Source organism: Burkholderia sp. AU30280, assembly GCF_020420125.1.
Lineage (GTDB): Bacteria > Pseudomonadota > Gammaproteobacteria > Burkholderiales > Burkholderiaceae > Burkholderia.
In genome coordinates this window covers 24,954-51,037 of sequence record NZ_JAIZRY010000002.1, presented here as the reverse complement: position 1 = coordinate 51,037, position 26,084 = coordinate 24,954, and the positions used below count along the sequence as shown (strand labels likewise).

Genomic DNA, 26,084 nt, shown 5'->3' with positions numbered 1-26,084 from the left:
GCGCCGCCCCGCCCTACAGCTGGTGCACGAACGCACGGATGCCGCCCAGCATCATCTCGACCGAAATCGCGACGAGCACGAGGCCCATCAGCCGCTCGAACGCCGCGACGGTCCGCTCGCCGATCCATTGCTGGATGCGCTCGGCGAGCACCAGCGTCACCGCGCAGACGATCATCGTGACCGTCAGCGCGCCGACCCACTCGAGCATCTTGCCGGGCCCCTGCGACGTCAGCAGCATCACCGTCGCGAGCGCGGACGGCCCGGCGAGCGCCGGAATCGCGAGCGGCACGATGAACGGCTCGCCACCCGCGCGCGGATCGTTGCCGAGCGCGCCGTCCGGGTGCGGGAAGATCATCCGCAACGCGATCAGGAACAGCACGATCCCGCCGCCGAGCCGCAGCGACAGGTCGGTGAGGCTCATCATCCGCAGGAAGCGGTCGCCGACCAGCATGAAGAACAGCAGGATCACGAACGCGATCCCCACTTCACGCAGGATCAGCTTCACGCGCCGCTCGCGCGGCACGTCCCGCATCGCCGAAATGAACAGCGGGATGTTGCCGAGCGGATCGGTGATCAGCACCAGGAGCACGGTGGCCGACAGGAAGGTGTATTCCACCGCGTTCCCCGGTCGGCGCGCTTAGCGTGCGAGCGCGGCGCGGATCTTCTCCGCGACCGTCGCCGCAGCCGCGTCGGCCGGCAGCAGCGTCGCTTCGGCGTCGCGGCGGCCCTGATACTCGATCTTGCCTTCCTTCAGGCCGCGCTCGCCGATCACGAGGCGATGCGGCACGCCGATCAGTTCCCAGTCGGCGAACATCACGCCCGGGCGCTCGCCGCGATCGTCGAGGATCACGTCGATGCCGGCTGCGACGAGTTCCGCGTACAGCTTGTCGGCGGTCTCGCGCACCATTTCGCTGCGGTCGTAGCCCATCGGGCACAGCACGACTTCGAACGGTGCGATCGACTCGGGCCAGATGATGCCGCGGTCGTCGAAGTTCTGTTCGATCGCCGCGCCGAGAATGCGCGTGACGCCGACGCCGTAGCAGCCCATCAGCATCGGCTGCGGCTTGCCCGATTCGTCGAGGAACGTCGCACCCATCGCCTCCGAATACTTGGTGCCGAGCTGGAACACGTGGCCGACCTCGATGCCGCGGCAGATGTCGATCACGCCCTTGCCGTCCGGCGACGGATCGCCCTTCTGCACGTTGCGCACGTCGGCGACGTCCGGCTCCGGCAGGTCGCGGCCCCAGTTCACGCCGGCGATGTGGTAGTCGACCTCGTTCGCGCCGACGACGAAGTCGCTCATGTTCGCGACCGTGCGATCCGCAATCACCTTCACAGGCTTCTTCGTGCCGACCGGGCCGAGATAGCCCGGCGGCGTGCCGAACCACTCGACGATTTCCTGCTCGGTCGCGAAGCGGTGGTTCTTCAGGCCCTGCAGCTTCGACACCTTGATCTCGTTCAGGTCGTGATCGCCACGCAGCATCACGAGCCAGATGGTCGGCTCGGCGCCTTCGTTGTCGGTCGCGAGCACGATCGACTTGATCGTGCGCTCGAGCGGGATGGCCAGTAGTTCGGCGACGGCTTCGCACTTCGCCTTGCCAGGCGTCGCGACCTTCTCCATCGCTTCGGCCGGCGCCGCACGCTCGGCGATCAGCGGCAGCGCTTCGGCAGCCTCGACATTCGCCGCGAATTCGGACGTCGGGCAGTACGCGATCGCGTCTTCACCGGTGTCGGCGATCACGTGGAATTCGTGCGAGAAGTTGCCGCCGATCGAGCCGCTGTCGGCCGCGACCGCACGGAACTCGAGGCCGAGGCGCGTGAAGATGCGCACGTACGCGTCGTACATCTTGCGATACGACTCGTTCAGGCCGGCCGCATCCTTGTCGAACGAGTACGCGTCCTTCATGATGAATTCGCGGCCGCGCATCACGCCGAAACGCGGGCGGATCTCGTCGCGGAACTTCGTCTGGATCTGATAGAAGTTCACCGGCATCTGCCGGTAGCTCTTGATCTGGTTGCGCGCGATGTCGGTGATGACTTCCTCGTGCGTCGGCCCGATCACGAAGTCGTTATCCTTGCGGTCCTTGAAGCGCAGCAGCTCGGGGCCGTACTGCTCCCAGCGGCCCGATTCCTGCCACAGCTCGGCGGGTTGCACGGCCGGCATCAGCAGCTCGATGGCGCCCGCCCGGTTCATTTCCTCGCGCACGATGGCCTCGACCTTGCGAATCGAACGCAGGCCGACCGGCAGGTAGTTATAGATGCCGCCGGCGACGCGACGGATCATGCCGGCGCGCACCATCAGCTTGTGGCTGACGATCTCTGCGTCGGCGGGTGCTTCTTTCAGGGTGCCGATAAAGAAACGGGAAGCTTTCATGCGGACGGTTCCAAAAAAGGCGCCCCCAGGCGGGGCGCCCGAAAAAGTTTCAAGGTGAAAAAGCTGCGCGCGACGAACGACGATGGCGCAGATGACGTAGCAGACTAATCAGGGACGAATCAGCCGGTGCCCCCCGCGCGGATTCGCTCCGTCACGGTGCGCAGCGCCCGTTATCTGTTTATAATCAAAGCAATTTTAAAGGATTCGAAGGTGGTTGTATGCTGGATCGTGAAGGCTTTCGCCCGAACGTCGGCATCATCCTCTTGAACGCGCGCAACGAGGTGTTTTGGGGCAAGCGGCTCCGCGAGCATTCCTGGCAGTTTCCTCAAGGTGGGATCAAGTACGGCGAGACCCCCATGCAGGCGATGTACCGGGAACTGCACGAGGAAACGGGCCTGCATCCGGAACACGTCAAGATAATCGGCCGCACCCGCGACTGGTTGCGTTATGAGGTGCCTGACAAGTTCATTAAACGCGAAGTACGCGGTCATTACCGCGGCCAGAAGCAGATCTGGTTCCTGCTGCGGATGGTTGGACGCGATTGCGACATTTGCTTGCGCGCGACCGACCACCCGGAGTTCGATGCGTGGCGCTGGAACGAGTACTGGGTGCCGCTCGATGCGGTGATCGAGTTCAAGCGGGATGTCTATCAGTTGGCGCTGACGGAACTGTCGCGCTTCCTGCGCCGCCCGGCGCAGCGAGCCGAGAAGCCGCGCGGGCCGCGTCTGTCGCGCTATCCGCGCGTCATTGGCGCGCAGGCCCAGCAGACGCTGACGATTGTCGATACATCGGTAGTCTGTTCGGAGATCGAAGTGGAAGCGGGCACGCTCGACGAGATGCCGCCCCACGTGATCGTCGGCAAATGACGAATCAAACTGCATGACCGGGCGCGACCTTGGTGTCGCGCCCTTTTTTTACGAGGAATGCATATTGAAAGCGATTGCTCTCGCGCTCGCATCGATTGTCGCCGCGGCCACGCTGGCAGGTTGCGCGAATTCGAAGACGCCCACCAACAAGGATGACAGCGCGTTCGTGTATCTGCTGGACCGCCAGGGCACCTGGAAGGAAAACGCGGTCGACTCGCTGCCGCCGCTGCCGCAAACGGGCGACCTGCTTCCGTTCACCGTATCGCAGAACACGCCGCTCAAGTTCTTCGTCGATGCGAAGTCGCTCGCGGTCGGCACCGATGGCGTCGTGCGCTACGCGGTCGTCATCACGAGCCCGGCCGGCGCGCGCAACGTGAACTACGAGGGGATCCGCTGCGACACCTATGAATGGCGCCAGTATGCCGGCCTGAATTCGGATCACGACGGCTGGGATCGCACGGTCGAGAACGACTGGCGGCGCATCGAGAACGGCGAGCTGAATGCCTACCACTCGGCGCTCTATCAGGACTACTTCTGCGCGAACAAGATGCCGCAGGGCTCGACCCAGCAGATCCTGGAAAACATCCGGTTTCACCGCACCGCGATGAGCCAGTTGCGCTGACGGGCGCGCGGCGCCGGCCGCGCCCCAGTCCGCCGCATAAAAAAGCCCGCATCACGCGGGCTTTTTCATTTGACGGCAGGAACCGCCACGAATGGTCACACCAGCACCAGGTTGTCGCGATGGATCAACTCGGGCTCCAGCATGTAGCCGAGCACGGATTCGATCTCGCCGCTCGGCTTGCGGTGAATCAGCTTCGTCTCCGCACTGCTGTAGTTCGTGAGCCCTCGCGCCACTTCGCGCCCGTCGGGGCCGACACACGCGATGACTTCGCCGCGCGCGAACGCGCCCTGCACATCGATCACGCCGATCGGCAGCAGGCTCTTGCCGCCGGCCGTCAGCTTCTCGACCGCGCCCGCGTCGATCACGACATGACCGCGCACCTGAAGATGGTCGGCCATCCACTGCTTGCGCGCCGCCATCCGCGCGGTACGTGCGATCAGTTGCGTGCCGATCGCCTCGCCCGCCGCCAGACGCACGAGCACGTCGGCCTCCCGGCCGCTCGCGATCACGGTGTTCGCGCCGCTGTGCGCCGCGCGCTTCGCCGCGAGGATCTTCGTCAGCATCCCGCCGCGGCCGAGGCTCGAGCCCGCGCCGCCGGCCATCGCCTCAAGTTCCGGCGCGCCTGCATTGGCTTCCGCAACGAGCGTCGCGCCCGGATCCTTGCGCGGATCGGCCGTGAACAGCCCCGACTGATCGGTCAGGATGATCAGTGCATCGCCTTCGATCAGGTTTGCAACGAGCGCGCCGAGCGTGTCGTTGTCGCCGAACTTGATTTCATCGGTGACGACCGTGTCGTTCTCGTTGATGATCGGCACGACCCCAAGCCGCAGCAGCGTCAGCATCGTCGAACGCGCATTCAGGTAACGCTCGCGGTCCGCCAGGTCGGCATGCGTCAGCAGAATCTGCGCGGTGCGGATGTCGTGCTCGGCGAAGCGGCTCTCATAGACCTGCGCGAGCCCCATCTGGCCGACTGCGGCGGCAGCCTGCAACTCGTCGATTTCCCGCGGCCGCTTGCTCCAGCCGAGCCGCTGCATCCCTTCGGCAATCGCGCCCGAGCTGACGAGCACGACTTCCTTGCCCTGGGCGCGCAATGCGGCGATCTGGGCCACCCAACGGCCGATTGCCGCATGATCGAGCCCCTTGCCGTCGTTGGTCACGAGGCTGGAGCCCACCTTCACCACCAATCGCTTCGAATCCGCGATGATCGAACGCATCCTGCACTGTCTCCTGTATCTGATGCCTGCCCGGCCGGGCGCGATTGAACGCCGACGCCGGGCCGCAAGCCCGGCGCGCTCGGAACCGTTCAGGCGTCGTCGCCCGGCGCTGCATCGCCCTTGGCAGGCGGCGCGTCGCGGAAACGCACGTCTGCCGCGAGATCTTCCGCCTCCGCCGCGCGATGCGCGTCCGAATGTTCGGAGAGATAGTCGTAGATCGCATAGCACAGCGCTTCACAACCCTGCCCCGTCAGTGCCGAGATCTCGAACACGGGGCCATCCCACTCGAAGCGCTCGAGGAAATCCGCGACGCGCGCCTTGCGCTCGTCTTCCGGCACCATGTCGAGCTTGTTGAGCACGAGCCAGCGCGGCTTCTCGTAGAGCGCCTCGTCGTACTTGCGCAGTTCGCCGACGATCGCCTTCGCTTCCGCAACCGGATCGACACTTTCGTCGAACGGCGCGAGATCGACGAGATGCAGCAGCACGCCCGTGCGCTGCAGGTGGCGCAGGAACTGATGGCCAAGGCCCGCGCCTTCGGCGGCGCCCTCGATCAGCCCCGGGATGTCGGCGATCACGAAGCTCTTGCTCGGACCGACACGCACCACGCCGAGATTCGGCGCGAGCGTCGTGAACGGGTAGTCGGCGATCTTCGGCCTCGCGTTCGACACCGACGAAATGAACGTCGACTTGCCCGCGTTCGGCATGCCGAGCAGGCCGACATCGGCGAGCACCTTCAGCTCGAGCTTCAGCATGCGACGCTCGCCGGGCTTGCCGTCCGTCTTCTGGCGCGGCGCGCGGTTCGTGCTCGACTTGAAATGCAGGTTGCCGAGCCCGCCGGCGCCGCCCTGCGCAAGCATCACCTGCTGGTCGTGCTCGGTCAGGTCGGCGATCAGCTCGCCGGTATCCATGTCGCTGATGATCGTGCCGACCGGCATGCGCAGCGTGACGTCGTCGCCGCCCTTGCCGTAGCAATCCGAGCCGCGCCCGTTTTCGCCGTTGCGTGCCAGATGCTTCTTCGCGTAACGGTAGTCGATCAGCGTGTTGATGTTGCGGTCGGCGATCGCGTACACGCTACCGCCCCGGCCGCCGTCGCCGCCGTCCGGCCCGCCGAACGGGACGAATTTCTCGCGGCGCATCGACGCACTGCCATCGCCTCCGTCGCCGGCGATGACTTCGATTCGTGCTTCGTCAATGAACTTCATTCGTCACTCCGCCCAGTATTTCCGCTATTGTGCCGCGCGCCGGCGCGCTTGAACAATCTGCCGTTCGGCCGATCGTACGCCGGTTGCGCGATGGTCGCCTGAACGCACACGCGCCCGTCGACCAAATAAAAAAGGCCCCGCGAAGACTGCGGGGCCTTTCGGCTACGAAGCCCTTGGGTGCCTGAATTTAGGCAGCCGCCGGGACAACGATGACCAGATGCTTCTTGTCCGCGCCCTTCGTCGCGAACTTGACGTGACCGTCGACCAGCGCGAACAGGGTGTGATCCTTGCCCATGCCGACGTTCTCGCCTGCGTGCATGCGCGTACCGCGCTGACGCACGATGATGCCGCCGGCATTGATTGCCTGGCCGCCGTACACTTTCACGCCGAGACGTTTCGACTCGGAGTCGCGGCCGTTCCGGGAAGAGCCGCCTGCCTTTTTGTGTGCCATCTGATTGCTCCTTTACCGAGGCGCTTACGCGTTGATCGCGTCGATGCGCAGCTCAGTGTAGTTCTGGCGGTGGCCGCCGTGCTTTTGGTAGTGCTTCCGGCGACGCATCTTGAAGATGGTGACCTTGGCATGACGACCGTGCGACACAACGGTGGCCTTGACGGAAGCCCCACTGACCAGCGGCGTACCGAACTTAATCGATTCGCCTTCGCCCACTGCGAGAACCTGGTCGAGCGTGATTTCAGCGTCAATGTCAGCCGGTATCTGTTCTACTTTGAGTTTTTCGCCAACGGCAACCTTGTACTGCTTGCCGCCGGTTTTTATGACCGCGTACATTGAGAACCTCACTCTGGATCCAATTTTTCCGCACACCACGCGCGGAAAACACGTGATTATACATGGGGTTAGCACCGGAGTCAAAACCGATTGACGATTGCCGCGCGCGGGCCTCGGCCAAACGGCCAAATTCAAGGCTGCGGCACGTGTGACAGACCGGGATATCTCGGATTCGACTTATAATCCGCCGCATCACCCAATTCCATCATCATGTCGTCGTCCACCGCCTCCCCCACCCTCAGCGCCGCCCATCTGCTCGCTCCGATCACCAGTGACATGGAGCAGGTGAATCGCGTTATCCGGCAAAGCCTCGCGTCCGATGTGCTGCTGATCAACCAGATCGCCGAATACATCATCGGCGCGGGCGGCAAGCGGCTGCGCCCGGCATTGCTGCTGCTCGTCGCCGGCGCGCTTGGCGAGACGTCGCACCAGCGGCATGTGCTGGCCGCCGTCGTCGAGTTCATCCACACGGCCACGCTGCTGCATGACGACGTCGTCGACGAATCCGAGCTCCGCCGCGGCCGCCAGACCGCCAATGCGCTGTTCGGCAACGCAGCGAGCGTGCTGGTAGGCGACTACCTCTACTCGCGCTCGTTCGAGATGATGGTCGGGGTCGGCAAGATGCGCGTGATGGAGATCCTGTCCGAAGCGACGACGATCATTTCCGAAGGCGAGGTACTGCAGCTCCTCAACATGCACGACGCGGACGTCGACGAAACGCGCTACATGCAGGTGATCCGCTACAAGACGGCCAAGCTGTTCGAGGCGTCGGCGCGCCTGGGCGCGGTACTCGCAGGCGCCGATGCGCCGACCGAGGCTGCCGCCGCCGAATACGGCCGCCGGATCGGTACCGCGTTCCAGATCATGGACGACTGGCTCGACTACGCGGGCACCGTCGAGGCAATGGGCAAGAATGCCGGCGACGATCTCCGCGAAGGCAAGCCGACGCTGCCGCTGATCTATCTGATCGAACGCGGCACGCCCGAACAGTCGGCGCTGGCACGCGAGGCGATCGAACAGGGTGGCACCGATCGCTTCGACACGATTTTCGAAGCGATCACACGCTCCGGCGCACTGGACCACACGCTCGAATGCGCACGCCAGGAAGCACAGGCGGCGGCGGCGGCAATCGTCGCGTTCCCCGATTCGATCTACAAGGAAAGCCTGCTCGCGTTGTGCTCGTACTCGACGTCGCGACAGTCGTAAGTCCATGCCATGCGTCGCCGCCACGGGCTGCTACGCATGTTCGACACGGGAAAATCACCTGTCTCGAAAAATTTCTTCTCCAAGGCCTTCCCTTTTTAAAGAAACGTCGTTATAGTTATGTTCTTGCTCGACGACGCAGCGGTCTTGAAGAAAACTGCGGAGTCGGAAGAGTCCAAATCGGGGTGTAGCTTAGCCTGGTAGAGCGCTACGTTCGGGACGTAGAGGCCGGAGGTTCGAATCCTCTCACCCCGACCAGATTTGTAAAAAACCGTGCACTTCGTGCACGGTTTTTTTTTTGCCCGGCCGCCGCAGGCCCTCGTGTCGCGCACGACACATCGCAGCCGCCGGCCTCTGCTATATTCCTTCCATCCCTGTCCTTCACTGCCCTTCCAACGCGTGGACCAAATTCCCTTATGGGCGCAAATCGGCGCCGTCTTCCTGCTTCTCCTCTGTTCCAGCTTCTTTTCGATTTCCGAGACCGCGATGATGGCGCTCAACCGCCATCGGCTGAAGCATCTCGCCGGCCAGGGCGCACTCGGCGCGAAAACCACGCAAGGGCTGCTGACGCGCACTGACCTGCTGCTCAGCGTGATCCTGATCGGCAACAACCTGTTCAACACGATCATCCCGGTCCTGACGACGTCGCTCGCGCTGCATACGTTCGGCCGCAACAACCTCGCGCTGTCGATCGCGACCGGCATCGTCGCGTTCCTGATCATCGTGTTCGCCGAAATCGCGCCGAAGATCGTCGGCGCGACGTTCCCCGAACGCATCGCGCTGCCCGCGAGCCTCGTGATCGCGCCGCTGATGCGCGTGTTCAAGCCGGTCGTCTGGTTCGTCAACGCACTCGCGAACGGCGTGCTGTGGGTGCTGCGCATCAACACGAAGAAGGGTCGCGACCAGCGAATGTCGGCCGACGAACTGCGGGCCATCGTGCTCGAGTCGAGCAGTTTCATGCCGACCAAGCACCGCAGCATCCTGCTCAACCTGTTCGACCTCGAGAACATCACGGTCGACGACGTGATGGTGCCGCGCCGCCAGATCGAGTCGCTCAACTTCTACGCGCCGCTCGACGACGTCCTGCACCAGCTCGAAACCTGCTATCACAACCGGCTCGTCGTCTATGAAGGCGACATCGACAAGGTGCTCGGCGTGCTGCACGTCCGCAAGACGCTGACCGCGCTGCACAACCAGGAGTTCGACCGCGAGACGCTACGCACGCTGCTCGCCGAGCCGTACTACGTGCCGTCCGGCACGCCGGTGGTCCAGCAACTCCAGTTTTTCCAGGAAACGCGGCAGCGGACCGCGCTCGTCGTCAACGAGTACGGCGAGCTCGAAGGGCTCGTCACGCCCGAAGACATCATCGAAGAGCTGATCGGCGAATTCACGACGTCGATGCCGCGCAGCGAACGCGCGGGCGGCTGGGACGAGAACGGTGAATGCATCGTCTCGGCAAGCATGCCGCTGCGCGAACTGAATCGCTGGCTGCACCTGAAGCTGCCGACCGACGGGCCGAAGACGCTGAACGGCCTGGTGCTCGAAATCCTCGAGGAAATTCCGGAAGACGACGTGTGCCTGAAAATCGGTGATGTGATGCTTGAAGTGATGCGCAGCGACGATCAGGCCGTGCGCACCGTCAAGCTCTTCAAGCCGCGCGGCTCGCGCACCGCACGCGTCACCGCGCGCTAGCCGAACGGCTGACTGCCGGCGCCGCCCGCGACGCGCGACCATCTGCTGGTCACGGTCAACAGGCGGCCAGCGCGCCGGCTCACATGCATTTCCCTCCTCCCGGGGCGCCGCTGCGCGCGCAGCCGCCGCCCGCTCACTCCGATGCGTCGTCCGCCACCGCACCGCGCACGCTCGACGCGGCCCAGCTCGACGATGCGCCGGCCGTGCGGTTGCTGACGGATACCCTTCACGCGGCTCGCGTGCGCGACGCATCCGACATCCACGTCGAACCATTCGAAGCCGGCTGGCGCATCCGCCTTCGCATCGACGGCGTGCTGCACGAACATGCGCGGCCGCCCCTTCATCTGCGCGACGCGCTCGTCACACGGATCAAGGTGCTCGCGCGCATGGACATCGCCGAGCGGCGGCTCCCGCAGGACGGCAGGCTGCGCATCGTGATCGACGGCGGTACGCGCGGCGACTACCGGGTCAGCTCCCTGCCCACGTTGTTCGGTGAAAAGCTCGTGCTGCGGCGCCTGGAGACGCTGCCACCCGACCTCACGCTCGCCCGCCTCGGCTTCGACGCGCAGCAGGCGGCCGCGATGGAGGCCGCGATACGCGCACCGCACGGTCTCGTGCTCGTCACGGGTCCGACCGGCAGCGGCAAGACGCTGTCGCTCTACTGCGCGCTGCAGATGCTCGATCGCGACGCACACAACGTCTGCACGGTCGAGGATCCCGCCGAGATCCAGCTCGACGGCATCAGCCAGGTCGGTGTCGCCGAAAAGGCGGGGCTCACGTTCGCGACAGCACTGCGTGCGTTGCTGCGGCAGGATCCGGACATCATCATGGTCGGCGAGATTCGCGATGCGGAGACGGCCGACGTCGCGATCAAGGCCGCGCAGACCGGCCATCTCGTGCTGTCGACACTGCACACGAACGATGCGCCGGCCGCCGTCGCGCGACTGCTCGACATCGGCGTCGCACCGTACAACCTCGCGGCCGCGCTGCACCTCGTCACCGCGCAACGCCTCGTCCGGCGGCTGTGTACCGCCTGCCGCGTGCACTCGGACGCACCGGTGCCCGTCCTGCGCGAAACCGGCTGCGACCCGGCTGCCCTCGCAGCCGGATGGCGGCCGTTCGTCGCGCGCGGCTGTCCGGCCTGTCACGGCATCGGCTATCGCGGCCGTGTCGGCCTGCATCAGACCATGCCGGTATCGCCCGGGCTGGCGGAACGCATCGTCGCACGGGCGAGTGTCGGCGAACTCGCGCAATGCGTGGCGGCCGAAGGCGTGCGCAGTCTGCGCGACGCGGCGCTCGCGCGCGTCCACGACGGCACGACGAGCATCGCGGAAGCCCTCGCCGCGACACCTGCAACATGAGCATGCGCACGCCGCCGCGTGAAACCCGCTTCGCGTGGCGCGGCCGCCGTCGCGACGGCACGTCGCGCCGCGGCACCGTCGTCGCATTCGACGCGGCGAGCGCACGTGCCGCGCTCGCACGCGACGGCATCGCCGTACTGTCGCTCGACGTCCGCGGGCCGGCCCGGCCGCCAACGGCCAACGCGCGGGATGTCACGCGCTTCACGCGCCAGCTCGCAAGCCTGCTGCAGGCCGGGTTGCCGCTCGCGCCGTCGCTCGAGATGCTCGCGCGCACGCGGCCACGCGACGGCCTGCCGCGCATCGCCGCGGGTCTCGCCCGCGAGATCGTCGGCGGCCGACGCTTCGCCGATGCACTCGCACGCTATCCCTCCCAGTTCGGCACGCTGTATCGCCAGCTGATCGAAGTTGGCGAAGCGTCCGGCTCGCTCGGCATCGTGCTGACCCGGGTCGCGGAGCACCGCGAGCGCACCGACGCGCAGTGGCGCAAGGCGCGGGCCACGCTCGCCTACCCGGCGGCCGTCATCCTGTTCGGGCTCGCGATCTCGGCCGCGTTGATGGTGTGGGTGGTACCGACGTTCCGCCAGATCTTCGACGGTTTTGGCGCCGCACTGCCGGCACCGACCCGCGCGCTGCTCGCGCTGTCCTCCGCGCTGTCGGCGTGGGGCGGCGTGCTCGCTGCCGGTGCGGCCGCAGCCGGGCTGGCAGCACATCACGCGCTGCGGCGGTCTGCACCGCTGCGCCACGCTGTCGCGCGGCACCTGCTGCACGCGCCGCTCGCGGGTGGTGCGCTCAGCCGGTACGCGGCCGCACGCTGGTGCCGCTCGCTTGCGACGCTGCTCGGCGCCGGCGTGCCGCTCGCCGACGCCTTTGCCACGCTCGAGCGCACCGCCGGCCATCCGGTGTTCGAGCACGCCACTGCGCATATCGCAGCCCGCGTGCTGCGCGGCGCACGCCTCGCGGACGCGATGCAGTCGGCCGGCTGCTTTCCGGACGACGTCGTGCAACCGATCGCCGTCGCCGAGGAGACGGGTGCGCTCGACACGATGCTCGCCGACATCGCCGCGTTGTGCGAACGCCAGCTCGACGCACGTTTCGATGCACTCGCCGCGCTCGGCGAACCGCTGATCGTGATCGTACTGGGCGCACTCGTCGGTGGTCTCGTGATCGCGATGTACCTGCCCATCCTTCAGCTCGGCAACGTGGTGTAGCATCGCAACCGAATCTGTCGCCTTTTAGTCCGAACCTTGAGCCTCATGATGCCAGCGCCCCTGTACGCCGTTACCGATTCGCCCGAGAGCACGCTGCTCGCGCTGGCGATGCTGCCGCCCGCGCTGCAGTATGCGTTCGCGGTCACCATCGGCCTTTGCGTCGGCAGCTTCCTGAACGTGCTCGTGCACCGGCTGCCCGTGATGATGCAGCGCGCGTGGCAGGCCGAGATCGATGAGGCGACCGGCAACGCGAGCGCCCCGCCCGACGACGGCTACCCGCCGCGCTACGATCTGTGGCGCCCGCGCAGCGCCTGCCCGCATTGCGGCCACGTGCTGCGCGCATGGGAAAACATCCCTCTCGTCAGCTATCTGATGCTGCGCGGGCGCTGCCGGCGCTGCGGCCACGCAATCGGCATCCGCTATCCGCTCGTCGAGCTCGCGTGCGCGCTGCTCGCCGCCGGCTCGCTCGCGGCATTCGGCCCGACCGTCGCCGCGCTTGCCGCGTTTGCGCTGTGCGCCGCGCTGCTCGCGATGAGCGCAATCGATATCCGGACCGGCTACCTGCCCGACTCGATGACGCTGCCGCTCCTCTGGGCCGGGCTCGTGCTGAACCTCGGCGGAACATTCACGTCGCTGCGCTCGGCCGTGATCGGGGCCATGGCCGGCTACCTGTTCCTGTGGTCGATCTACTGGCTGTTCAAATGGCTGCGGGGCATCGAGGGCATCGGTTTCGGCGACCTGAAGCTGCTCGCCGCGCTCGGCGCATGGATGGGCTGGGCCGCATTGCCGCAGGTCGTGCTGTTCGCTGCGGTGACGGGCGCGATCGTCGGGCTCATTGCGACCTGGCGCGGCCGCATGCGCTTCGAGGAGCCGATTCCGTTCGGCCCGTTCCTCGCGGCAGGCGGCGTCGCGACGCTGTTTTTCGGCACCCCTTTCTATTCGGCGCTCGGAGGCTGACATGTTCGCAATCGGACTGACCGGCGGCATCGGCAGCGGCAAGACGACCGTCGCCGATCTGTTCGGCGCCCGCGGCGCGTCGCTGGTCGATACCGATCTGATCGCCCATCGCATCACCGCGCCGGGCGGTCTCGCGATGCCCGCGATCGAACAGGCCTTCGGCCGCGGCTTCGTTGCCGCCGACGGCTCGCTCGATCGCGCGAAGATGCGCGCACTGATTTTCAGCGACGACGCCGCGCGCCGGCGCCTCGAAGCAATCACGCACCCGCTGATCCGCGCGGAGACCGATCGCGAAGCGCGCGAAGCGCAAGGCCCGTATGTGATGTTCGTTGTGCCGCTGCTGGTCGAGTCTGGCAACTGGAAGGCGCGCAGCGATCGTGTGCTCGTCGTCGATTGCACGGTCGAAACGCAGATTGCGCGCGTGATGCGGCGCAACGGCTTCACGCGCGAGCAGGTCGAAGCGATCATCGCGAAACAGGCGACGCGCGAAGCCCGTCTCGCGGCGGCCGACGACGTGATCGTCAACGACGCGACGACACCCGATACGCTCGCCGCGCAGGTCGACGCACTGCACCAACGCTATCTCGGGTTCGCGGCCGCTGCGCACTGAGCATCACGCGATCGTGATGGTGTACGAAATTGGCGCGTTGCTATGGTAGAGAGTGAGCATTAGAATGTCCTGCATTGTTTCAATTCCTACCCAAGAGGCGAGCGCGCTTGATTCTTTACGAGTATCCGTTCAACGAGCGAATTCGCACGCTGTTGCGCCTCGAAGATCTCTTCGAGCGCTTCGCGTTCTTTTTGGCTCAGGAGGACCCGCGTGAACACCACGTCGCGCTGACGACGCTGTTCGAAATCGCCGAGGTAACGGGCCGCGCGGACCTGAAATCGGATCTGATGAAGGAGCTCGAACGTCAGCGCCAGACGCTCGCCCCCTTTCGCGGCAATCCGGGCATCGAGCAGAACGCGCTCGAAGCCGTGCTCGGCGAAATCGAGCAGACGCTCGCGAATCTCGCGCAGATGCAGGGCAAGACCGGGCAGCACCTCGTCGACAACGAGTGGCTCGCCAGCATCCGCAGCCGTGCGGTGATTCCCGGCGGCACGTGCAAGTTCGACCTGCCGTCGTACTACGCATGGCAGCAATGGCCCGCCGAGCAGCGGCGCCAGGACATCGCGAAGTGGATCCTGCCGATGCTGCCGCTGCGCGACGCCGTGACGATCGTGCTGCGGCTCGCGCGCGAATCGGGCCAGGCGTCGAAGGTCATGGCGATGCAAGGCAGTTACCAGCAGATGCTGTCCGGCCGCACGTACCAATTGATGCAGGTGCGCGTGCCGCCGGAGCTGCGCGTCATTCCCGAAGCGAGCGCCAACAAATACATGCTGTGGGTACGGTTCACCATGCAGGACGGCGATGTGCGGCCGCGCGCGGTGGACATCGACGTGCCGTTCCATCTGACACTGTGCAATCTGTAACGGCCGCGGGCCGGATCGCTTTCGTATGACTACCGTTGTGAAATGCCCGTCGTGCGGCGCCGAAGTGCGCTGGACGCCCGAAAATCAGTTCCGCCCGTTCTGCTCGGCCCGCTGCAAACAGCTCGACCTCGGCGCATGGGCCGCGGAAAAGTACCGGATCGGTGGATCCTCCGACGAGGGCCCCTCGTCGGAGGAGGACGGCGCGGACAACCGTCGAGACAGCTAAGCGGCGCGCGGCACCGCCCGCTAGTGATATGGCCCGCCTTTCCGGCAGGCCATGGTGGCGTCAGTTCGACGCGGCTTCCTTCTCGAGCAATTCCAGCACCGGCAGCGCGGCCGGCAGCAACGGCGCGACGTCGACCGGCAGTTGCTGCCACACGAACGCCTGCCCTTCCTTGCTGTGCGGCTCGCCCGTCCAACCCGTCACCTTGCAGAAATACAGCCGCACGTACGCATGCGGATAATCGTGCTCGAGCGTGTGCCAGCGATGGCTGGCCGTGACTTCGATACCGAGTTCCTCGTGCAGTTCGCGCGCAAGCGCGTCCTCGACGCTTTCGCCAGCCTCCAGCTTGCCCCCCGGAAACTCCCAGTAGCCTTCATACGGCTTGCCTTGCAGCCGCTGCGCGAGCAGGTAGCGGCAGCGGCCGACCGGGCCGTCCGGCTGCACCATCACGCCGACCGCGACTTCCGTCACCTTGCGGCCATCGGGCGCGCGCGCCGCGCCTTGTGCGAGATCCGCGCTCATGCCTGCTCCTTGCGGCCCGACCAGTCGCGCGCAAACTGCCACGCGACGCGTCCCGACCGCGAGCCGCGCTCGAGCGCCCACACGAGCGCGTCGCCGCGTGCGGATTCGATCTCCGCATCCGGGCAGCCGAAATGACGCAGCCAGTGCCCGACGATGTCGAGGTAGTCATCCTGCTTGAACGGATAGAAGCTGACCCACAGGCCGAAGCGCTCCGACAGCGAGATCTTTTCCTCGACGACCTCGCCGGGGTGAATCTCGCCATCCGGGAGATGCTTGTACGTCTCGTTGTCGCTCATGTACTCGGGCAGCAGATGGCGGCGATTCGACGTCGCGTAGATCAGCACGTTGTCCGACTGCGCGGCGATCGAGCCGTCAAGCGCGACCTTCAGCGCCTTGTAGCCCGACTCGCCCTCCTCGAACGACAGGTCGTCGCAGAACACGATGAACCGCTCCGGACGCTGCGAGATCAGATCGACGATGTCGCCGAGATCGTGCAGGTCGTCCTTGTCGACTTCGATCAGGCGCAGCCCGTCCTTCGCATACGCGTTCAGGCACGCCTTGATCAGCGACGACTTGCCGGTACCGCGCGCGCCGGTGAGCAGCACGTTGTTGGCCGGCTTCTGCTGCACGAACTGCCGCGTGTTCTGTTCGATCAGCCCTTTCTGGCGATCGATGTTGTGCAGATCATCGAGCGTGATCGACGAAACGGCCGGCACCGGCTGCAGATAGCCGCGCCCCTGGCGCGTGCGCCAGCGGAACGCGTGGGCGGCATTCCAGTCGACCGCTGCCGGCGCGGGCGGCAGCATCCCCTCGAGACGGCCGAGCAGCGCTTCGGCGCGCGTCAGAAACTGTTCAAGCTTGTCCATGTCGTTCGGGCACTCCCGATCAGGAGCGGTAATCCGCGTTGATGCTCACGTAGTCGTGCGACAGGTCGCACGTCCAGATGGTGGCCTGCGCGTCGCCGCGGCCGAGCAGCACGCGGATCGTGATTTCGCTCTGCTTCATCACGCGCTGGCCGTCCTCTTCCTGGTAGGCCGGGTTGCGCCCGCCCGCCTGCGCGACGAGCACGTCGTCGAGGTAGAGGTCGATCTTGTCGACGTCGAGATCCGCGACGCCCGCATAGCCGATCGCCGCGAGAATCCGGCCGAGGTTGGGGTCGGATGCGTAGAAGGCCGTCTTCACGAGCGGCGAATGGCCGATTGCGTAAGCAATCTGGCGGCATTCCGCGACACTCTTGCCGCCTTCGACCTGCACCGTCATGAATTTCGTCGCACCTTCGCCATCGCGCACGATCAGTTGCGACAGCACCTGCGCGACTTCCGTCACCGCATCGCGCAGCGCCGCATAGGCCGGCGAATCGGTCGACGTGATCGCCGGCAGCGTGCTCTTGCCCGACGCGATCAGGATGAACGAGTCGTTCGTCGACGTGTCGCCGTCGATCGTGATGCAGTTGAACGAGCGGTCGGCCACTTCCTTCACGAGCGTGTCGAGCACCGGCTGCGCGACGTTCGCGTCGAATGCGAGGAAACCGAGCATCGTCGCCATGTTCGGCTTGATCATGCCCGCGCCTTTGCTGATGCCCGTCAGCGTGACCGTGTGGCCGTCGATCGTCACCTGGCGCGACGTGGCCTTCGGCAGCGTGTCCGTCGTCATGATCGCCTGCGCGGCGTCAAACCAGTTCGCGGCCTTGCGGTTCGCGAGCGCAGCCGGCAACCCGGCCTTCAGGCGATCGATCGGCAGCGGCTCGAGGATCACGCCGGTCGAGAACGGCAGCACCTGCGCCGGCTCGATGCCCGCGAGGCGCGCGAGTTCCGTGCAGGTTGCGCGCGCGTTCACGAGGCCTGGCTCGCCGGTGCCCGCGTTCGCATTGCCAGTATTCACGACGAGCGCGCGAATGCCCGCGCCGCCTGCACGCACCTTCGCCAGGTGCTCGCGGCAGACGGTGACCGGCGCTGCGCAGAAACGGTTTTCGGTGAATACGCCCGCGACCGTCGCGCCTTCGTCGACGGAAATGACCAGCACGTCCTTACGATTCGGCTTGCGGATATTCGCTTCCGCCCAGCCGAGCGTGACGCCGGCGACGGGATGCAGTTGGGCGGGATCGATCGACGGAAAATTGACAGCCATGGGGCACACCTGCCGGATGGAAAATGCCGGCATACGCCGGCATCGATTGGAAGAACCGGCGGCCGCACGCGCGGGCCGCCGCAACTCACATCACTCACTCGAAGCTGCGAACGAAGCGGCACGCGTGACGCGCGCCGCCGTCGATCATGACAGCTTCCCGTGACATTGCTTGTACTTCTTGCCGCTGCCGCACGGGCACGGGTCGTTGCGGCCGACCTTCGGCATCTCGCCGCCTGGGCCGCTGTGCGTCATCGCGCTACCGACCATGTCGGCCGTCGCGGTGGCCGCGGCGGCAGCCGCGACGTTCGCCACCGGCGCACCGGCTTCGGCGTAATCGGCGTGCTGGTACTCGACGTTCTCGAGATGACCGCCACGCTCCTCGATCTGCTCGGCGGCTTGCTCGAGCTGCTCCGGCGACTGGATCTGCACGTTCATCACGATGCGCGTGACTTCCTGCTTGATCGCCTCGAGCATCGCGGCGAACAGCTCGAACGCTTCGCGCTTGTATTCCTGCTTCGGGTTCTTCTGCGCATAGCCGCGCAGGTGGATGCCCTGGCGCAGGTGGTCGAGCGCCGCGAGGTGCTCGCGCCACAGGCGGTCGACCGTCTGCAGCATCACCGAGCGCTCGAACGCGCTGAACGATTCGCGGCCAACCATCGCGACCTTCGCCTCGTACTGCTCGTCGGCGGCCGTCATCACCGCGTCGAGGATCTCCTCGGCCGTGATCGACGACGACTCGTTCACCATTTCCTGGATCGCGAGGTCGAGCTGCCAGTCGTTGCGCAGCGCTTCCTCGAGCTCGGGCACGTCCCACTGCTCTTCGATGCTGCCTTCCGGCACGAACTGGCGGACGACTTCGGTAATCACGCCATGACGCATCGCGGTGATCGTCTCGGTGATGTCGTGCGCTTCGAGCAGCTCGTTACGTTGCTGGTAGATCACCTTGCGCTGGTCGTTCGACACGTCGTCGTATTCGAGCAGCTGCTTGCGGATGTCGAAGTTGCGCGCTTCGACCTTGCGCTGCGCGGATTCGATCGAGCGCGTGACGATGCCTGCCTCGATCGCCTCGCCTTCCGGCATCTTCAGGCGATCCATGATCGAGCGCACGCGGTCGCCCGCGAAGATGCGCAGCAGCGGGTCGTCGAGCGACAGGTAGAAGCGCGACGAGCCCGGATCGCCCTGGCGGCCCGCACGGCCGCGCAGCTGGTTGTCGATCCGGCGCGATTCGTGGCGCTCGGTGCCGATGATGTGCAGGCCGCCCGCGGCCTTCACCTGCTCGTGCAGCGTTTCCCACTCGTCGTGCAGCTTCTGGATCCGGCGCGCCTTTTCGTCGGCCGGGATCGTTTCGTCGGCCTCGATGAAGCCGGCCTGCTTCTCGACGTTGCCGCCGAGCACGATGTCGGTGCCGCGGCCGGCCATGTTGGTCGCGATCGTGATCGCGCGCGGACGGCCGGCTTCCGCGACGATCGCCGCTTCACGCTCGTGCTGCTTCGCGTTCAGCACCTCGTGCGGCAGCCCTGCCTGCTTCAGCAGGTGCGACAGCAGCTCGGAATTCTCGATCGACGTCGTGCCGACCAGCACCGGCTGGCCGCGCTCGTAGCAGTCGCGGATGTCGCGGATCACCGCGTCGTAGCGCTCCTTGGCGGTCTTGTAGATCTGGTCCTGCTTGTCGATCCGCTTCGGCGGACGGTTGGTCGGGATCACGACCGTCTCGAGACCGTAGATCTCGTTGAATTCGTACGCTTCGGTGTCGGCGGTACCGGTCATGCCGGCCAGCTTCGCGTACATCCGGAAGTAATTCTGGAACGTGATCGAGGCGAGCGTCTGGTTCTCGCTCTGGATCTTCACGTGCTCCTTCGCCTCGACGGCCTGGTGCAGGCCGTCGGACCAGCGGCGGCCGGCCATCAGGCGGCCCGTGAATTCGTCGACGATCACCACCTCGCCGTTCTGTACGACGTAGTGCTGATCCTTGTGGAACAGCGTGTGGGCGCGCAGCGCCGCGTACACGTGGTGCATCAGCGTGATGTTCTGCGGTGCGTACAGGCTCTCGCCCTCGCCGATCAGGCCCCATTCGGCGAGCAAGCGCTCCGCCTTCTCGTGGCCCGATTCAGTCAGGAACACCTGACGCGCCTTCTCGTCGAGCGTGTAGTCGCCCGGCTTCTCGACGCCCGTGCCGTCGGCCTTCTCTTCACCGATCTGGCGCTCGAGCAGCGGCGGCAGTGCGTTCATCCGCACGTACAGCTCGGTGTGATCCTCGGCCTGACCCGAAATGATCAGCGGTGTACGTGCCTCGTCGATCAGGATCGAGTCCACTTCGTCGACGACCGCGAAGTTCAGCGCCCGCTGCACGCGCGCGTCGGTCTCGTAGACCATGTTGTCGCGCAGGTAGTCGAAGCCGAACTCGTTATTCGTGCCGTACGTGATGTCCGCCGCGTAGGCCTGCTGCTTCTGGTCGTGCTCCATGCCGGACAGGTTGATGCCGACCGACAGACCGAGGAAGTTGTAGAGGCGCGCCATCCATTCGGCGTCGCGCTGCGCGAGGTAATCGTTGACGGTCACCACGTGCACGCCGCGGCCGGCCAGCGCATTCAGGTACACGGGCAGCGTCGCGACGAGCGTCTTGCCCTCGCCTGTGCGCATTTCCGCGATCTTGCCGTAGTGGAGCACCATGCCGCCGATCATCTGCACGTCGAAGTGCCGCATCTTCAGCACGCGACGGCTGGCCTCGCGACAGACCGCGAATGCCTCGGGCAGCAGCTTGTCGAGCGACTCGCCGGCCGCGACCCGCTGGCGGAATTCGTCCGTCTTGCCGCGCAACTGGTCGTCCGTCAGCTTCTCGATCTGCGTTTCGAGCGCATTGATCGTCGCGACGGTCTTTTGGTATTGCTTGACGAGCCGCTGGTTGCGGCTGCCAAAAATTTTCTGGAGAAAACCGGTTGTCATCGGATCGGATCCTGCGTCGCAGCACCGGCGCCCGGCGCGAATTGCGCGCCCCGACGCCCGAGCCTCGGCGGCTTAGCGAATTAGTGGACTCAAACGTCGAATTTTAGCACGCGGGGACGCGTGCGCCCGTGTCTCGGCCGGACGGACACTATGCGCCAATGGCCGGGCCCACGGGGCGAAAGCCGCCCGTGCCCGGGCCCGCGCGGGTACAATCGGCGTCAACGTCCGCGCGCGTGCGCGCCCGAAGAATGCCTCGATGAATCGATTTTCCAAGCGTTTCGGCCCGTCCGCCGCATATCGCCCGCAACCCGTATCCGAAGTGCTCGGCCGTACCGACGCATTCGCGGCGCTGCGCGCCGGCGTCGAGCAAATCGCGTCGCTGCAGCGCGATCTTGCCGCGCTCCTGCCCGACTACCTGGCGAACCACGTCGAGCCCGGCTTCGTGAAGGACGGGACCCTGACCCTCTTTGCTGCGCACAACGCACTGGCCGCGCGGCTGCGGCAGGTCGAGCCGCGGCTGCTCGGCGATCTGCAAAAGCGCGGCTGGCCGGTCTCGACGCTGCGCGTACGGGTGCGCCCGAAGGATGCGCCGGAGCCGCCGCACGTGAAGCAGGCGCGGATGACGTCGGTCGGCGCGTCGGCGTTGCGCGACCTGGCCGACCATCTCGAACCGTCACCGCTTCAGGCCGCGCTCGCGCGGATGGCGGCCCGGCACGGTGCTAAGCCGCGCTAATGGCATGTGCTACCAGCCGCGCAAGTGCCCGGCCAACAAAAAAGCAGCCCGAAGGCTGCTTTTTTATTATTTGCGCGGAACGCAGGTCAGGCGAAGGCCGTCTGCATGTCGAACGCGAAACCCTTCGGCGCGGCTTGCGGATCATCGAACGTGACGATCTCGTACGCATCCTCGTTCGCGAGCAGTTCGCGCAGCAGCGCGTTGTTCAGCCCGTGGCCCGACTTGTACGCCGTGTACGACGCCAGCAGCGGATGGCCGATCACGTACAGGTCGCCGATCGCGTCGAGCATCTTGTGCTTCACGAACTCGTCGTCGTAGCGCAGCCCGTCGTTGTTCAGGATGCGGTACTCGTCGAGCACGATTGCGTTTTCCATGCTGCCGCCCCGGGCGAGACCCATCTCGCGCAGCATCTCGGCCTCGTGTGCGAAGCCGAACGTACGTGCACGCGCGATCTCACGCACATACGACGTATTCGCGAAATCGACCTCGAGTTCCTGGCCGGTCTTGTCGACGGCCGGGTGACGGAAGTCGATCGAGAATTTCAGCTTGAAGCCGAAGTACGGGTCGAGACGCGCGAACTTGTCGCCGTCGCGGATTTCGACCGTCTTCTTCACCTTGACGAAGCGCTTCGGCGCGTTCTGCTCCTCGATCCCGGCGGACTGGATCAGGAACACGAAGGTCGCCGCGCTGCCGTCCATGATCGGGATTTCCTCGGCTGTCACGTCGACATAGAGGTTGTCGATGCCGAGGCCGGCACACGCCGACATCAGGTGCTCGACGGTCGACACGCGCACGCCATCCTTCTGCAGCACCGACGCGAGCCGCGTATCGCCGATCGACGTCGCCGCCGCGGGAATGTCGACGGGCGTGGGAAGGTCGACACGCGAGAAGACGATGCCCGTGCCCGGCGCGGCAGGACGGAGCGTCAGCTCGATCTTGCGGCCCGAGTGGACACCGATACCCACGGTCTTCACGATGGATTTGATGGTGCGCTGCTTCAACATGATGTTCTTCGTCGTGATTGAAGATATCAATCAGGAGTTATATTCGATAGGGCAGATTATAGCGTAATTCCCTATTCAGCGTCGTTTGAAACTGCGTATCAATCTGTTTCGCCTGTTTACCCACGCCGATACGGGACGGGCCGATGCCCGGAACGGAGGCGTTTCCGGTCATCAGCCCGTGTTACAACTGCCCTGAGGCCGGTGAGCAGCGTTGCCGGAAGGCAACGGCGCACCGCACGATCAGGGCGTCAACGTCGCGAGAACACTCGCCGCATCGCTCACTTCGAATTTGCCCGGCGCCTCGACGGCCAGCGTCTTGACCACACCGCCGTCAATCACCATCGCGTAGCGCAGGGAACGAATTCCCATGCCACGCGCGGACAAATCCTGCGTCAGCCCCAGCGCATGAGTGAAAGCCGCGCTACCGTCCGCCATCATGCGCACCTTGCCCGCGGTGTGCAGATCACGTCCCCATGCGCCCATCACGAATGCGTCGTTGACGGACACGCACCAGATCTCGTCGATGCCCGCCGCGCGCAATTGCTCGGCGTGTTCGACATAGCCCGGCACATGCTGCGCCGAGCAGGTCGGCGTGAAAGCGCCCGGCAATCCGAAGATCACCACCCGCTTTCCCGCAACCTGGTCGCGCACGCTGCAGGCGTTCGGCCCCAGCGTGCACCCTTCGCGCGCGTCGTCGATGTACTCGAACAGTTGCGCGTCGGGCAGCGCGTCGCCCACTTGAATCATGGCTGGTCCCTCATAGCGATACGGTTTTTCAGCGTGTTGCGGACAGCATGGCCCATCCCGCCCCGCTTGTGCGGAGAGGGCACGTTTCCCGGCCCGGCGTCGCAGCCGACGCGGCCTGTCATGGTCCGTAGCATCCGTCACGCCGGCGATACCGCGGCAGATTCGCCGCGGCTTCGCCTGTGTTTGCGTCAGTCAGCCTGCTTGCGCAGGAAAGCCGGGATGTCGTACGTGTCGACACCCTTCTCCTGCAGCGCCTGCACGTGCGATGCCGCGGTTTCGCGCGAATTGCGCCACACCGCCGGCGTATCGAGCGCGCCGTAGTCTGCCGTGCTGACGTGATGCGTCGGTGCATAGCCGTGCGAAACCGCGCTGACCGGCTGGTTGTCCGTACCCGTACGCAGCAGCGTCATCGGTGCCGACTGCTGCTTCTTCGCCGCACGGCCCAGACCCGTCGCCACGACCGTCACGCGCAGTGCATCGCCCATCGCATCGTCGTACACCGCACCGAAGATCACCGTCGCATCTTCCGCCGCGTAGCTCTTGATCGTGTTCATCACTTCGCGCGTTTCCGACAGGCGCAGCGAACGGCTCGACGTGATGTTGACCAGCACGCCGCGCGCGCCCGACAGATCGACGCCTTCGAGCAGCGGGCTCGCCACGGCCTGTTCCGCCGCGAGGCGCGCGCGATCGACGCCGGCGACCGTCGCCGTGCCCATCATCGCCTTGCCCTGCTCGCCCATCACCGTCTTCACGTCTTCGAAGTCGACGTTCACGAGGCCATCGACATTGATGATTTCAGCGATGCCCGCGACCGCGTTGTTCAACACGTCGTCCGCGCACTGGAAGCACTTGTCCATCTCGGCGTCGTCGCCCATCACGTCGAACAGCTTGTCGTTCAGGACGACGATCAGCGAGTCGACGTGATCCTCCAGTTGCTGCGAACCGGCTTCAGCGACGCGCATGCGCTTGCCGCCTTCGAATTCGAACGGCTTGCTGACGACACCCACCGTCAGGATGCCCATCTCCTTCGCGATCTGCGCGACCACCGGTGCCGCGCCCGTGCCCGTACCGCCGCCCATGCCGGCCGTGATGAACACCATGTGCGCGCCGCGCAGTGCGTCGGCGATGCGCTCGCGCGCTTCTTCCGCTGCCGCACGGCCCATTTCCGGCTTCGCGCCAGCGCCCAGACCCGTGTTGCCGAGCTGGATCACCGACGATGCACGCGAACGCGACAGCGCCTGCGCATCCGTGTTCATCACGATGAAGTCGACGCCCTGCACGCCGCGGTTGATCATGTGCTGGACGGCATTGCCGCCAGCGCCGCCAACGCCGACCACCTTGATGATGGTGCCGTTGGTCTCGGTTTCCAGCATTTCGAATTCCATGTTGCCTCCGTCAAGAGAATGACTGCTACTCGGCCGTTATTCGGCAGGAGATCGGGCAACCCCCTGTCGCGCGCCAGCCGCCGGCACCAGCGCGAATTTCGATTCGGTTCGTCCTCGAGAAAACGCCGGGCCGCCCCAGGTTTTCTTGGCCCCCTCGGGGGCAGGCTCGGCATGCCGAGCCGTGGAAATACTCAAAAATTGCTCAGGAACCATTCCTTCATCCGCGAGAACACCTGTCCCGCGTTGCCGGACTGCACGGCGACCTTGCGACCGCGCATGCGCTGGGCACTGCCTTCGACGAGCAACCCCATCGCCGTCGAGTAGCGCGGGTTGCGCACGACGTCGGAAAGGCCGCCTGCATACTCCGGCGCCCCGATGCGCACCGGCTTCAGGAAAATGTCTTCGCCGAGCTCGACCATGCCGGGCATCATCGAGGCACCGCCGGTAATGACCACGCCGGAGCTCAGCAGTTCTTCGTAACCGGATTCGCGCACGACCTGCTGCACGAGCGAGAACAGTTCCTCGACGCGCGGCTCGATCACGGCTGCGAGCGCCTGGCGCGACAGCGTGCGCGGGCCGCGTTCGCCGAGGCCCGGTACTTCCACCATCTCGTCCGGATCGGCGAGCGCCTGCTTCGCGATCCCGTAGCCGACCTTGATGTCTTCCGCGTCCGGCGTCGGCGTGCGCAGCGCCATCGCGATGTCGCTCGTGATCTGGTCGCCGGCGATCGGAATCACCGCGGTGTGACGGATCGCGCCTTCGGCGAAGATCGCGATGTCCGTCGTGCCGCCGCCGATGTCGACCAGCACCACGCCGAGATCCTTCTCGTCTTCCGTCAGCACAGCCAGCGACGATGCGAGCGGCTGCAGGATCAGGTCGTTCACTTCGAGCCCGCAGCGGCGCACGCACTTGACGATGTTCTGCGCGGCACTCACCGCGCCCGTCACGATGTGCACCTTCACTTCCAGCCGGATGCCGCTCATGCCGATCGGCTCGCGCACGTCTTCCTGGCCGTCGATGATGAATTCCTGCGTGAGGATGTGCAGCACCTGCTGGTCGGTCGGGATGTTGATCGCCTTCGCAGTCTCGATCACGCGCGCGACGTCGGTCTGCGTGACTTCCTTGTCCTTGATCGCAACCATCCCGCTCGAGTTGAAGCTGCGGATGTGGCTGCCCGCGATCCCCGTGAACACGTTGGTGATCTTGCAGTCGGCCATCAGCTCGGCTTCCTCGAGCGCGCGCTGGATCGACTGCACGGTGGCCTCGATGTTGACCACCACACCTTTCTTCAGACCCTTCGACTCGCTCTGGCCGAGACCGATCACCTCGTAGTGGCCCTCGCCCTTCAGCTCGGCGACGATGGCCACCACCTTCGACGTGCCGATGTCGAGGGAAACCAGCAGATCCTTGTAGTCTTTGCTCATAAAGTGCTCTTGCGTGT

25 protein-coding genes and 1 tRNA gene are annotated in these 26,084 nt (G+C 65.6%); 12 read left to right on the top strand and 14 right to left on the bottom strand.

Annotation, left to right across the window (positions count from 1 at the left end):
• Window positions 1–13: 13 nt before the first annotated feature.
• Both LGN17_RS04340 and LGN17_RS04335 read right to left on the bottom strand, forming a co-directional pair.
• Window positions 14–616, bottom strand: a complete 603-nt coding sequence (locus tag LGN17_RS04340) for a MarC family protein (RefSeq protein ID WP_009688453.1) — start codon at window positions 614–616, stop codon at window positions 14–16.
• A gap of 21 nt (window positions 617–637) precedes the next feature.
• Window positions 638–2,374 carry a proline--tRNA ligase gene (locus tag LGN17_RS04335; RefSeq protein ID WP_226195310.1) on the bottom strand — a complete coding sequence of 579 codons (1,737 nt, stop codon included), beginning with the start codon at window positions 2,372–2,374 and terminating at the stop codon, window positions 638–640.
• A 218-nt stretch (window positions 2,375–2,592) separates the two neighbouring features.
• On the opposite strand from LGN17_RS04335, the gene LGN17_RS04330 reads away from it, so the two are divergent.
• Both LGN17_RS04330 and LGN17_RS04325 read left to right on the top strand, forming a co-directional pair.
• Window positions 2,593–3,240 (top strand): RNA pyrophosphohydrolase, encoded by a 648-nt coding sequence (locus LGN17_RS04330; RefSeq protein WP_034182660.1) that lies wholly within the window; start codon window positions 2,593–2,595, stop codon window positions 3,238–3,240.
• A 13-nt stretch (window positions 3,241–3,253) separates the two neighbouring features.
• A complete protein-coding gene (locus LGN17_RS04325; RefSeq protein WP_226195309.1) occupies window positions 3,254–3,862 on the top strand; it encodes a CNP1-like family protein in 609 nt (202 codons plus the stop codon).
• A 95-nt stretch (window positions 3,863–3,957) separates the two neighbouring features.
• On the opposite strand, the gene proB is transcribed toward LGN17_RS04325, so the two are convergent.
• The 4 genes from proB to rplU all read right to left on the bottom strand — a co-directional run bounded on the left by proB (window position 3,958) and on the right by rplU (window position 7,065).
• Window positions 3,958–5,076, bottom strand: a complete 1,119-nt coding sequence (gene proB, locus LGN17_RS04320) for a glutamate 5-kinase (RefSeq protein WP_175971404.1) — start codon at window positions 5,074–5,076, stop codon at window positions 3,958–3,960.
• 89 nt (window positions 5,077–5,165) lie between these two features.
• Window positions 5,166–6,278 (bottom strand): GTPase ObgE, encoded by a 1,113-nt coding sequence (gene obgE / locus LGN17_RS04315; RefSeq protein WP_175955565.1) that lies wholly within the window; start codon window positions 6,276–6,278, stop codon window positions 5,166–5,168.
• Between the two features lie 187 nt (window positions 6,279–6,465).
• Window positions 6,466–6,729, bottom strand: coding sequence for a 50S ribosomal protein L27 (rpmA, locus tag LGN17_RS04310; protein ID WP_006476999.1), 264 nt, complete (start codon window positions 6,727–6,729; stop codon window positions 6,466–6,468).
• A 24-nt stretch (window positions 6,730–6,753) separates the two neighbouring features.
• Window positions 6,754–7,065 (bottom strand): 50S ribosomal protein L21, encoded by a 312-nt coding sequence (rplU, locus tag LGN17_RS04305; protein WP_006025184.1) that lies wholly within the window; start codon window positions 7,063–7,065, stop codon window positions 6,754–6,756.
• 210 nt (window positions 7,066–7,275) lie between these two features.
• Between rplU and LGN17_RS04300 the strand changes: the two genes are divergently transcribed.
• The 9 genes from LGN17_RS04300 to LGN17_RS04260 all read left to right on the top strand — a co-directional run bounded on the left by LGN17_RS04300 (window position 7,276) and on the right by LGN17_RS04260 (window position 15,185).
• A complete protein-coding gene (locus tag LGN17_RS04300; RefSeq protein ID WP_175955563.1) occupies window positions 7,276–8,271 on the top strand; it encodes a polyprenyl synthetase family protein in 996 nt (331 codons plus the stop codon).
• Between the two features lie 178 nt (window positions 8,272–8,449).
• Window positions 8,450–8,526: transfer RNA gene (locus tag LGN17_RS04295), tRNA-Pro, on the top strand.
• Window positions 8,527–8,667: 141 nt separating this feature from the next.
• A complete protein-coding gene (locus LGN17_RS04290; RefSeq protein WP_226195308.1) occupies window positions 8,668–9,960 on the top strand; it encodes an HlyC/CorC family transporter in 1,293 nt (430 codons plus the stop codon).
• Window positions 9,961–10,043: 83 nt separating this feature from the next.
• The gene (locus tag LGN17_RS04285; RefSeq protein WP_226195307.1) at window positions 10,044–11,321 is read left to right on the top strand and encodes a GspE/PulE family protein; all 1,278 of its coding nucleotides are present in this window, start codon (window positions 10,044–10,046) and stop codon (window positions 11,319–11,321) included.
• Entirely contained in the window at window positions 11,318–12,529 is a 1,212-nt protein-coding gene (locus LGN17_RS04280; protein ID WP_226195306.1) for a type II secretion system F family protein, read from the top strand. Before LGN17_RS04285 ends, LGN17_RS04280 begins: the two co-directional genes overlap by 4 nt.
• A gap of 45 nt (window positions 12,530–12,574) precedes the next feature.
• A complete protein-coding gene (locus LGN17_RS04275) occupies window positions 12,575–13,486 on the top strand; it encodes a prepilin peptidase (RefSeq protein ID WP_226195305.1) in 912 nt (303 codons plus the stop codon).
• A 1-nt stretch (window position 13,487) separates the two neighbouring features.
• On the top strand, window positions 13,488–14,096 hold the full coding sequence (gene coaE, locus LGN17_RS04270; RefSeq protein ID WP_226195304.1) for a dephospho-CoA kinase: 609 nt from the start codon (window positions 13,488–13,490) through the stop codon (window positions 14,094–14,096).
• A 107-nt stretch (window positions 14,097–14,203) separates the two neighbouring features.
• Window positions 14,204–14,959, top strand: a complete 756-nt coding sequence (gene zapD / locus LGN17_RS04265; RefSeq protein ID WP_039353119.1) for a cell division protein ZapD — start codon at window positions 14,204–14,206, stop codon at window positions 14,957–14,959.
• A gap of 25 nt (window positions 14,960–14,984) precedes the next feature.
• A complete protein-coding gene (locus tag LGN17_RS04260) occupies window positions 14,985–15,185 on the top strand; it encodes a DNA gyrase inhibitor YacG (protein ID WP_226195303.1) in 201 nt (66 codons plus the stop codon).
• Between the two features lie 60 nt (window positions 15,186–15,245).
• Here LGN17_RS04260 and LGN17_RS04255 read toward each other — a convergent pair whose 3' ends face one another.
• The 4 genes from LGN17_RS04255 to secA form a co-directional block, all read right to left on the bottom strand.
• Complete coding sequence (locus LGN17_RS04255) at window positions 15,246–15,704, bottom strand: NUDIX domain-containing protein (RefSeq protein WP_175955551.1); 459 nt, start codon at window positions 15,702–15,704, stop codon at window positions 15,246–15,248.
• On the bottom strand, window positions 15,701–16,570 hold the full coding sequence (locus LGN17_RS04250) for an ATP-binding protein (protein ID WP_175955549.1): 870 nt from the start codon (window positions 16,568–16,570) through the stop codon (window positions 15,701–15,703). Before LGN17_RS04250 ends, LGN17_RS04255 begins: the two co-directional genes overlap by 4 nt.
• Before the next feature lie 19 nt (window positions 16,571–16,589).
• Window positions 16,590–17,831, bottom strand: coding sequence for a bifunctional glutamate N-acetyltransferase/amino-acid acetyltransferase ArgJ (gene argJ / locus LGN17_RS04245; protein WP_175971411.1), 1,242 nt, complete (start codon window positions 17,829–17,831; stop codon window positions 16,590–16,592).
• 144 nt (window positions 17,832–17,975) lie between these two features.
• Complete coding sequence (gene secA, locus LGN17_RS04240) at window positions 17,976–20,774, bottom strand: preprotein translocase subunit SecA (RefSeq protein ID WP_226195302.1); 2,799 nt, start codon at window positions 20,772–20,774, stop codon at window positions 17,976–17,978.
• Window positions 20,775–21,030: 256 nt separating this feature from the next.
• On the opposite strand from secA, the gene LGN17_RS04235 reads away from it, so the two are divergent.
• A complete protein-coding gene (locus tag LGN17_RS04235; protein WP_175955535.1) occupies window positions 21,031–21,507 on the top strand; it encodes a DUF721 domain-containing protein in 477 nt (158 codons plus the stop codon).
• 86 nt (window positions 21,508–21,593) lie between these two features.
• Here LGN17_RS04235 and lpxC read toward each other — a convergent pair whose 3' ends face one another.
• The 4 genes from lpxC to ftsA form a co-directional block, all read right to left on the bottom strand.
• Window positions 21,594–22,511: a UDP-3-O-acyl-N-acetylglucosamine deacetylase gene (gene lpxC, locus LGN17_RS04230; RefSeq protein ID WP_011350845.1), complete on the bottom strand. Its 918-nt coding sequence runs from the start codon at window positions 22,509–22,511 to the stop codon at window positions 21,594–21,596.
• 240 nt (window positions 22,512–22,751) lie between these two features.
• Window positions 22,752–23,258, bottom strand: a complete 507-nt coding sequence (locus tag LGN17_RS04225; RefSeq protein ID WP_175955803.1) for a peroxiredoxin — start codon at window positions 23,256–23,258, stop codon at window positions 22,752–22,754.
• 188 nt (window positions 23,259–23,446) lie between these two features.
• Window positions 23,447–24,643 (bottom strand): cell division protein FtsZ, encoded by a 1,197-nt coding sequence (gene ftsZ / locus LGN17_RS04220; RefSeq protein WP_011350843.1) that lies wholly within the window; start codon window positions 24,641–24,643, stop codon window positions 23,447–23,449.
• 191 nt (window positions 24,644–24,834) lie between these two features.
• Complete coding sequence (gene ftsA, locus LGN17_RS04215) at window positions 24,835–26,067, bottom strand: cell division protein FtsA (protein ID WP_006487138.1); 1,233 nt, start codon at window positions 26,065–26,067, stop codon at window positions 24,835–24,837.
• Window positions 26,068–26,084: the final 17 nt, after the last annotated feature.

Coding starts and splice junctions, on each gene's coding strand:
- proB (WP_175971404.1), bottom strand. CDS start 5,076: ATGCGTTCGATCATCGCGGATTCGAAGCGATTGGTGGTGAAGGTGGGC.
- ftsA (WP_006487138.1), bottom strand. CDS start 26,067: ATGAGCAAAGACTACAAGGATCTGCTGGTTTCCCTCGACATCGGCACG.
- obgE (WP_175955565.1), bottom strand. CDS start 6,278: ATGAAGTTCATTGACGAAGCACGAATCGAAGTCATCGCCGGCGACGGA.
- LGN17_RS04250 (WP_175955549.1), bottom strand. CDS start 16,570: ATGGACAAGCTTGAACAGTTTCTGACGCGCGCCGAAGCGCTGCTCGGC.
- lpxC (WP_011350845.1), bottom strand. CDS start 22,511: ATGTTGAAGCAGCGCACCATCAAATCCATCGTGAAGACCGTGGGTATC.
- LGN17_RS04285 (WP_226195307.1), top strand. CDS start 10,044: ATGCATTTCCCTCCTCCCGGGGCGCCGCTGCGCGCGCAGCCGCCGCCC.
- secA (WP_226195302.1), bottom strand. CDS start 20,774: ATGACAACCGGTTTTCTCCAGAAAATTTTTGGCAGCCGCAACCAGCGG.
- rplU (WP_006025184.1), bottom strand. CDS start 7,065: ATGTACGCGGTCATAAAAACCGGCGGCAAGCAGTACAAGGTTGCCGTT.
- LGN17_RS04325 (WP_226195309.1), top strand. CDS start 3,254: ATGACCGGGCGCGACCTTGGTGTCGCGCCCTTTTTTTACGAGGAATGC.
- LGN17_RS04255 (WP_175955551.1), bottom strand. CDS start 15,704: ATGAGCGCGGATCTCGCACAAGGCGCGGCGCGCGCGCCCGATGGCCGC.
- LGN17_RS04275 (WP_226195305.1), top strand. CDS start 12,575: ATGATGCCAGCGCCCCTGTACGCCGTTACCGATTCGCCCGAGAGCACG.
- LGN17_RS04280 (WP_226195306.1), top strand. CDS start 11,318: ATGAGCATGCGCACGCCGCCGCGTGAAACCCGCTTCGCGTGGCGCGGC.
- LGN17_RS04235 (WP_175955535.1), top strand. CDS start 21,031: ATGAATCGATTTTCCAAGCGTTTCGGCCCGTCCGCCGCATATCGCCCG.
- LGN17_RS04260 (WP_226195303.1), top strand. CDS start 14,985: ATGACTACCGTTGTGAAATGCCCGTCGTGCGGCGCCGAAGTGCGCTGG.
- LGN17_RS04225 (WP_175955803.1), bottom strand. CDS start 23,258: ATGATTCAAGTGGGCGACGCGCTGCCCGACGCGCAACTGTTCGAGTAC.
- ftsZ (WP_011350843.1), bottom strand. CDS start 24,643: ATGGAATTCGAAATGCTGGAAACCGAGACCAACGGCACCATCATCAAG.
- LGN17_RS04335 (WP_226195310.1), bottom strand. CDS start 2,374: ATGAAAGCTTCCCGTTTCTTTATCGGCACCCTGAAAGAAGCACCCGCC.
- rpmA (WP_006476999.1), bottom strand. CDS start 6,729: ATGGCACACAAAAAGGCAGGCGGCTCTTCCCGGAACGGCCGCGACTCC.
- LGN17_RS04330 (WP_034182660.1), top strand. CDS start 2,593: ATGCTGGATCGTGAAGGCTTTCGCCCGAACGTCGGCATCATCCTCTTG.
- LGN17_RS04300 (WP_175955563.1), top strand. CDS start 7,276: ATGTCGTCGTCCACCGCCTCCCCCACCCTCAGCGCCGCCCATCTGCTC.
- coaE (WP_226195304.1), top strand. CDS start 13,488: ATGTTCGCAATCGGACTGACCGGCGGCATCGGCAGCGGCAAGACGACC.
- argJ (WP_175971411.1), bottom strand. CDS start 17,831: ATGGCTGTCAATTTTCCGTCGATCGATCCCGCCCAACTGCATCCCGTC.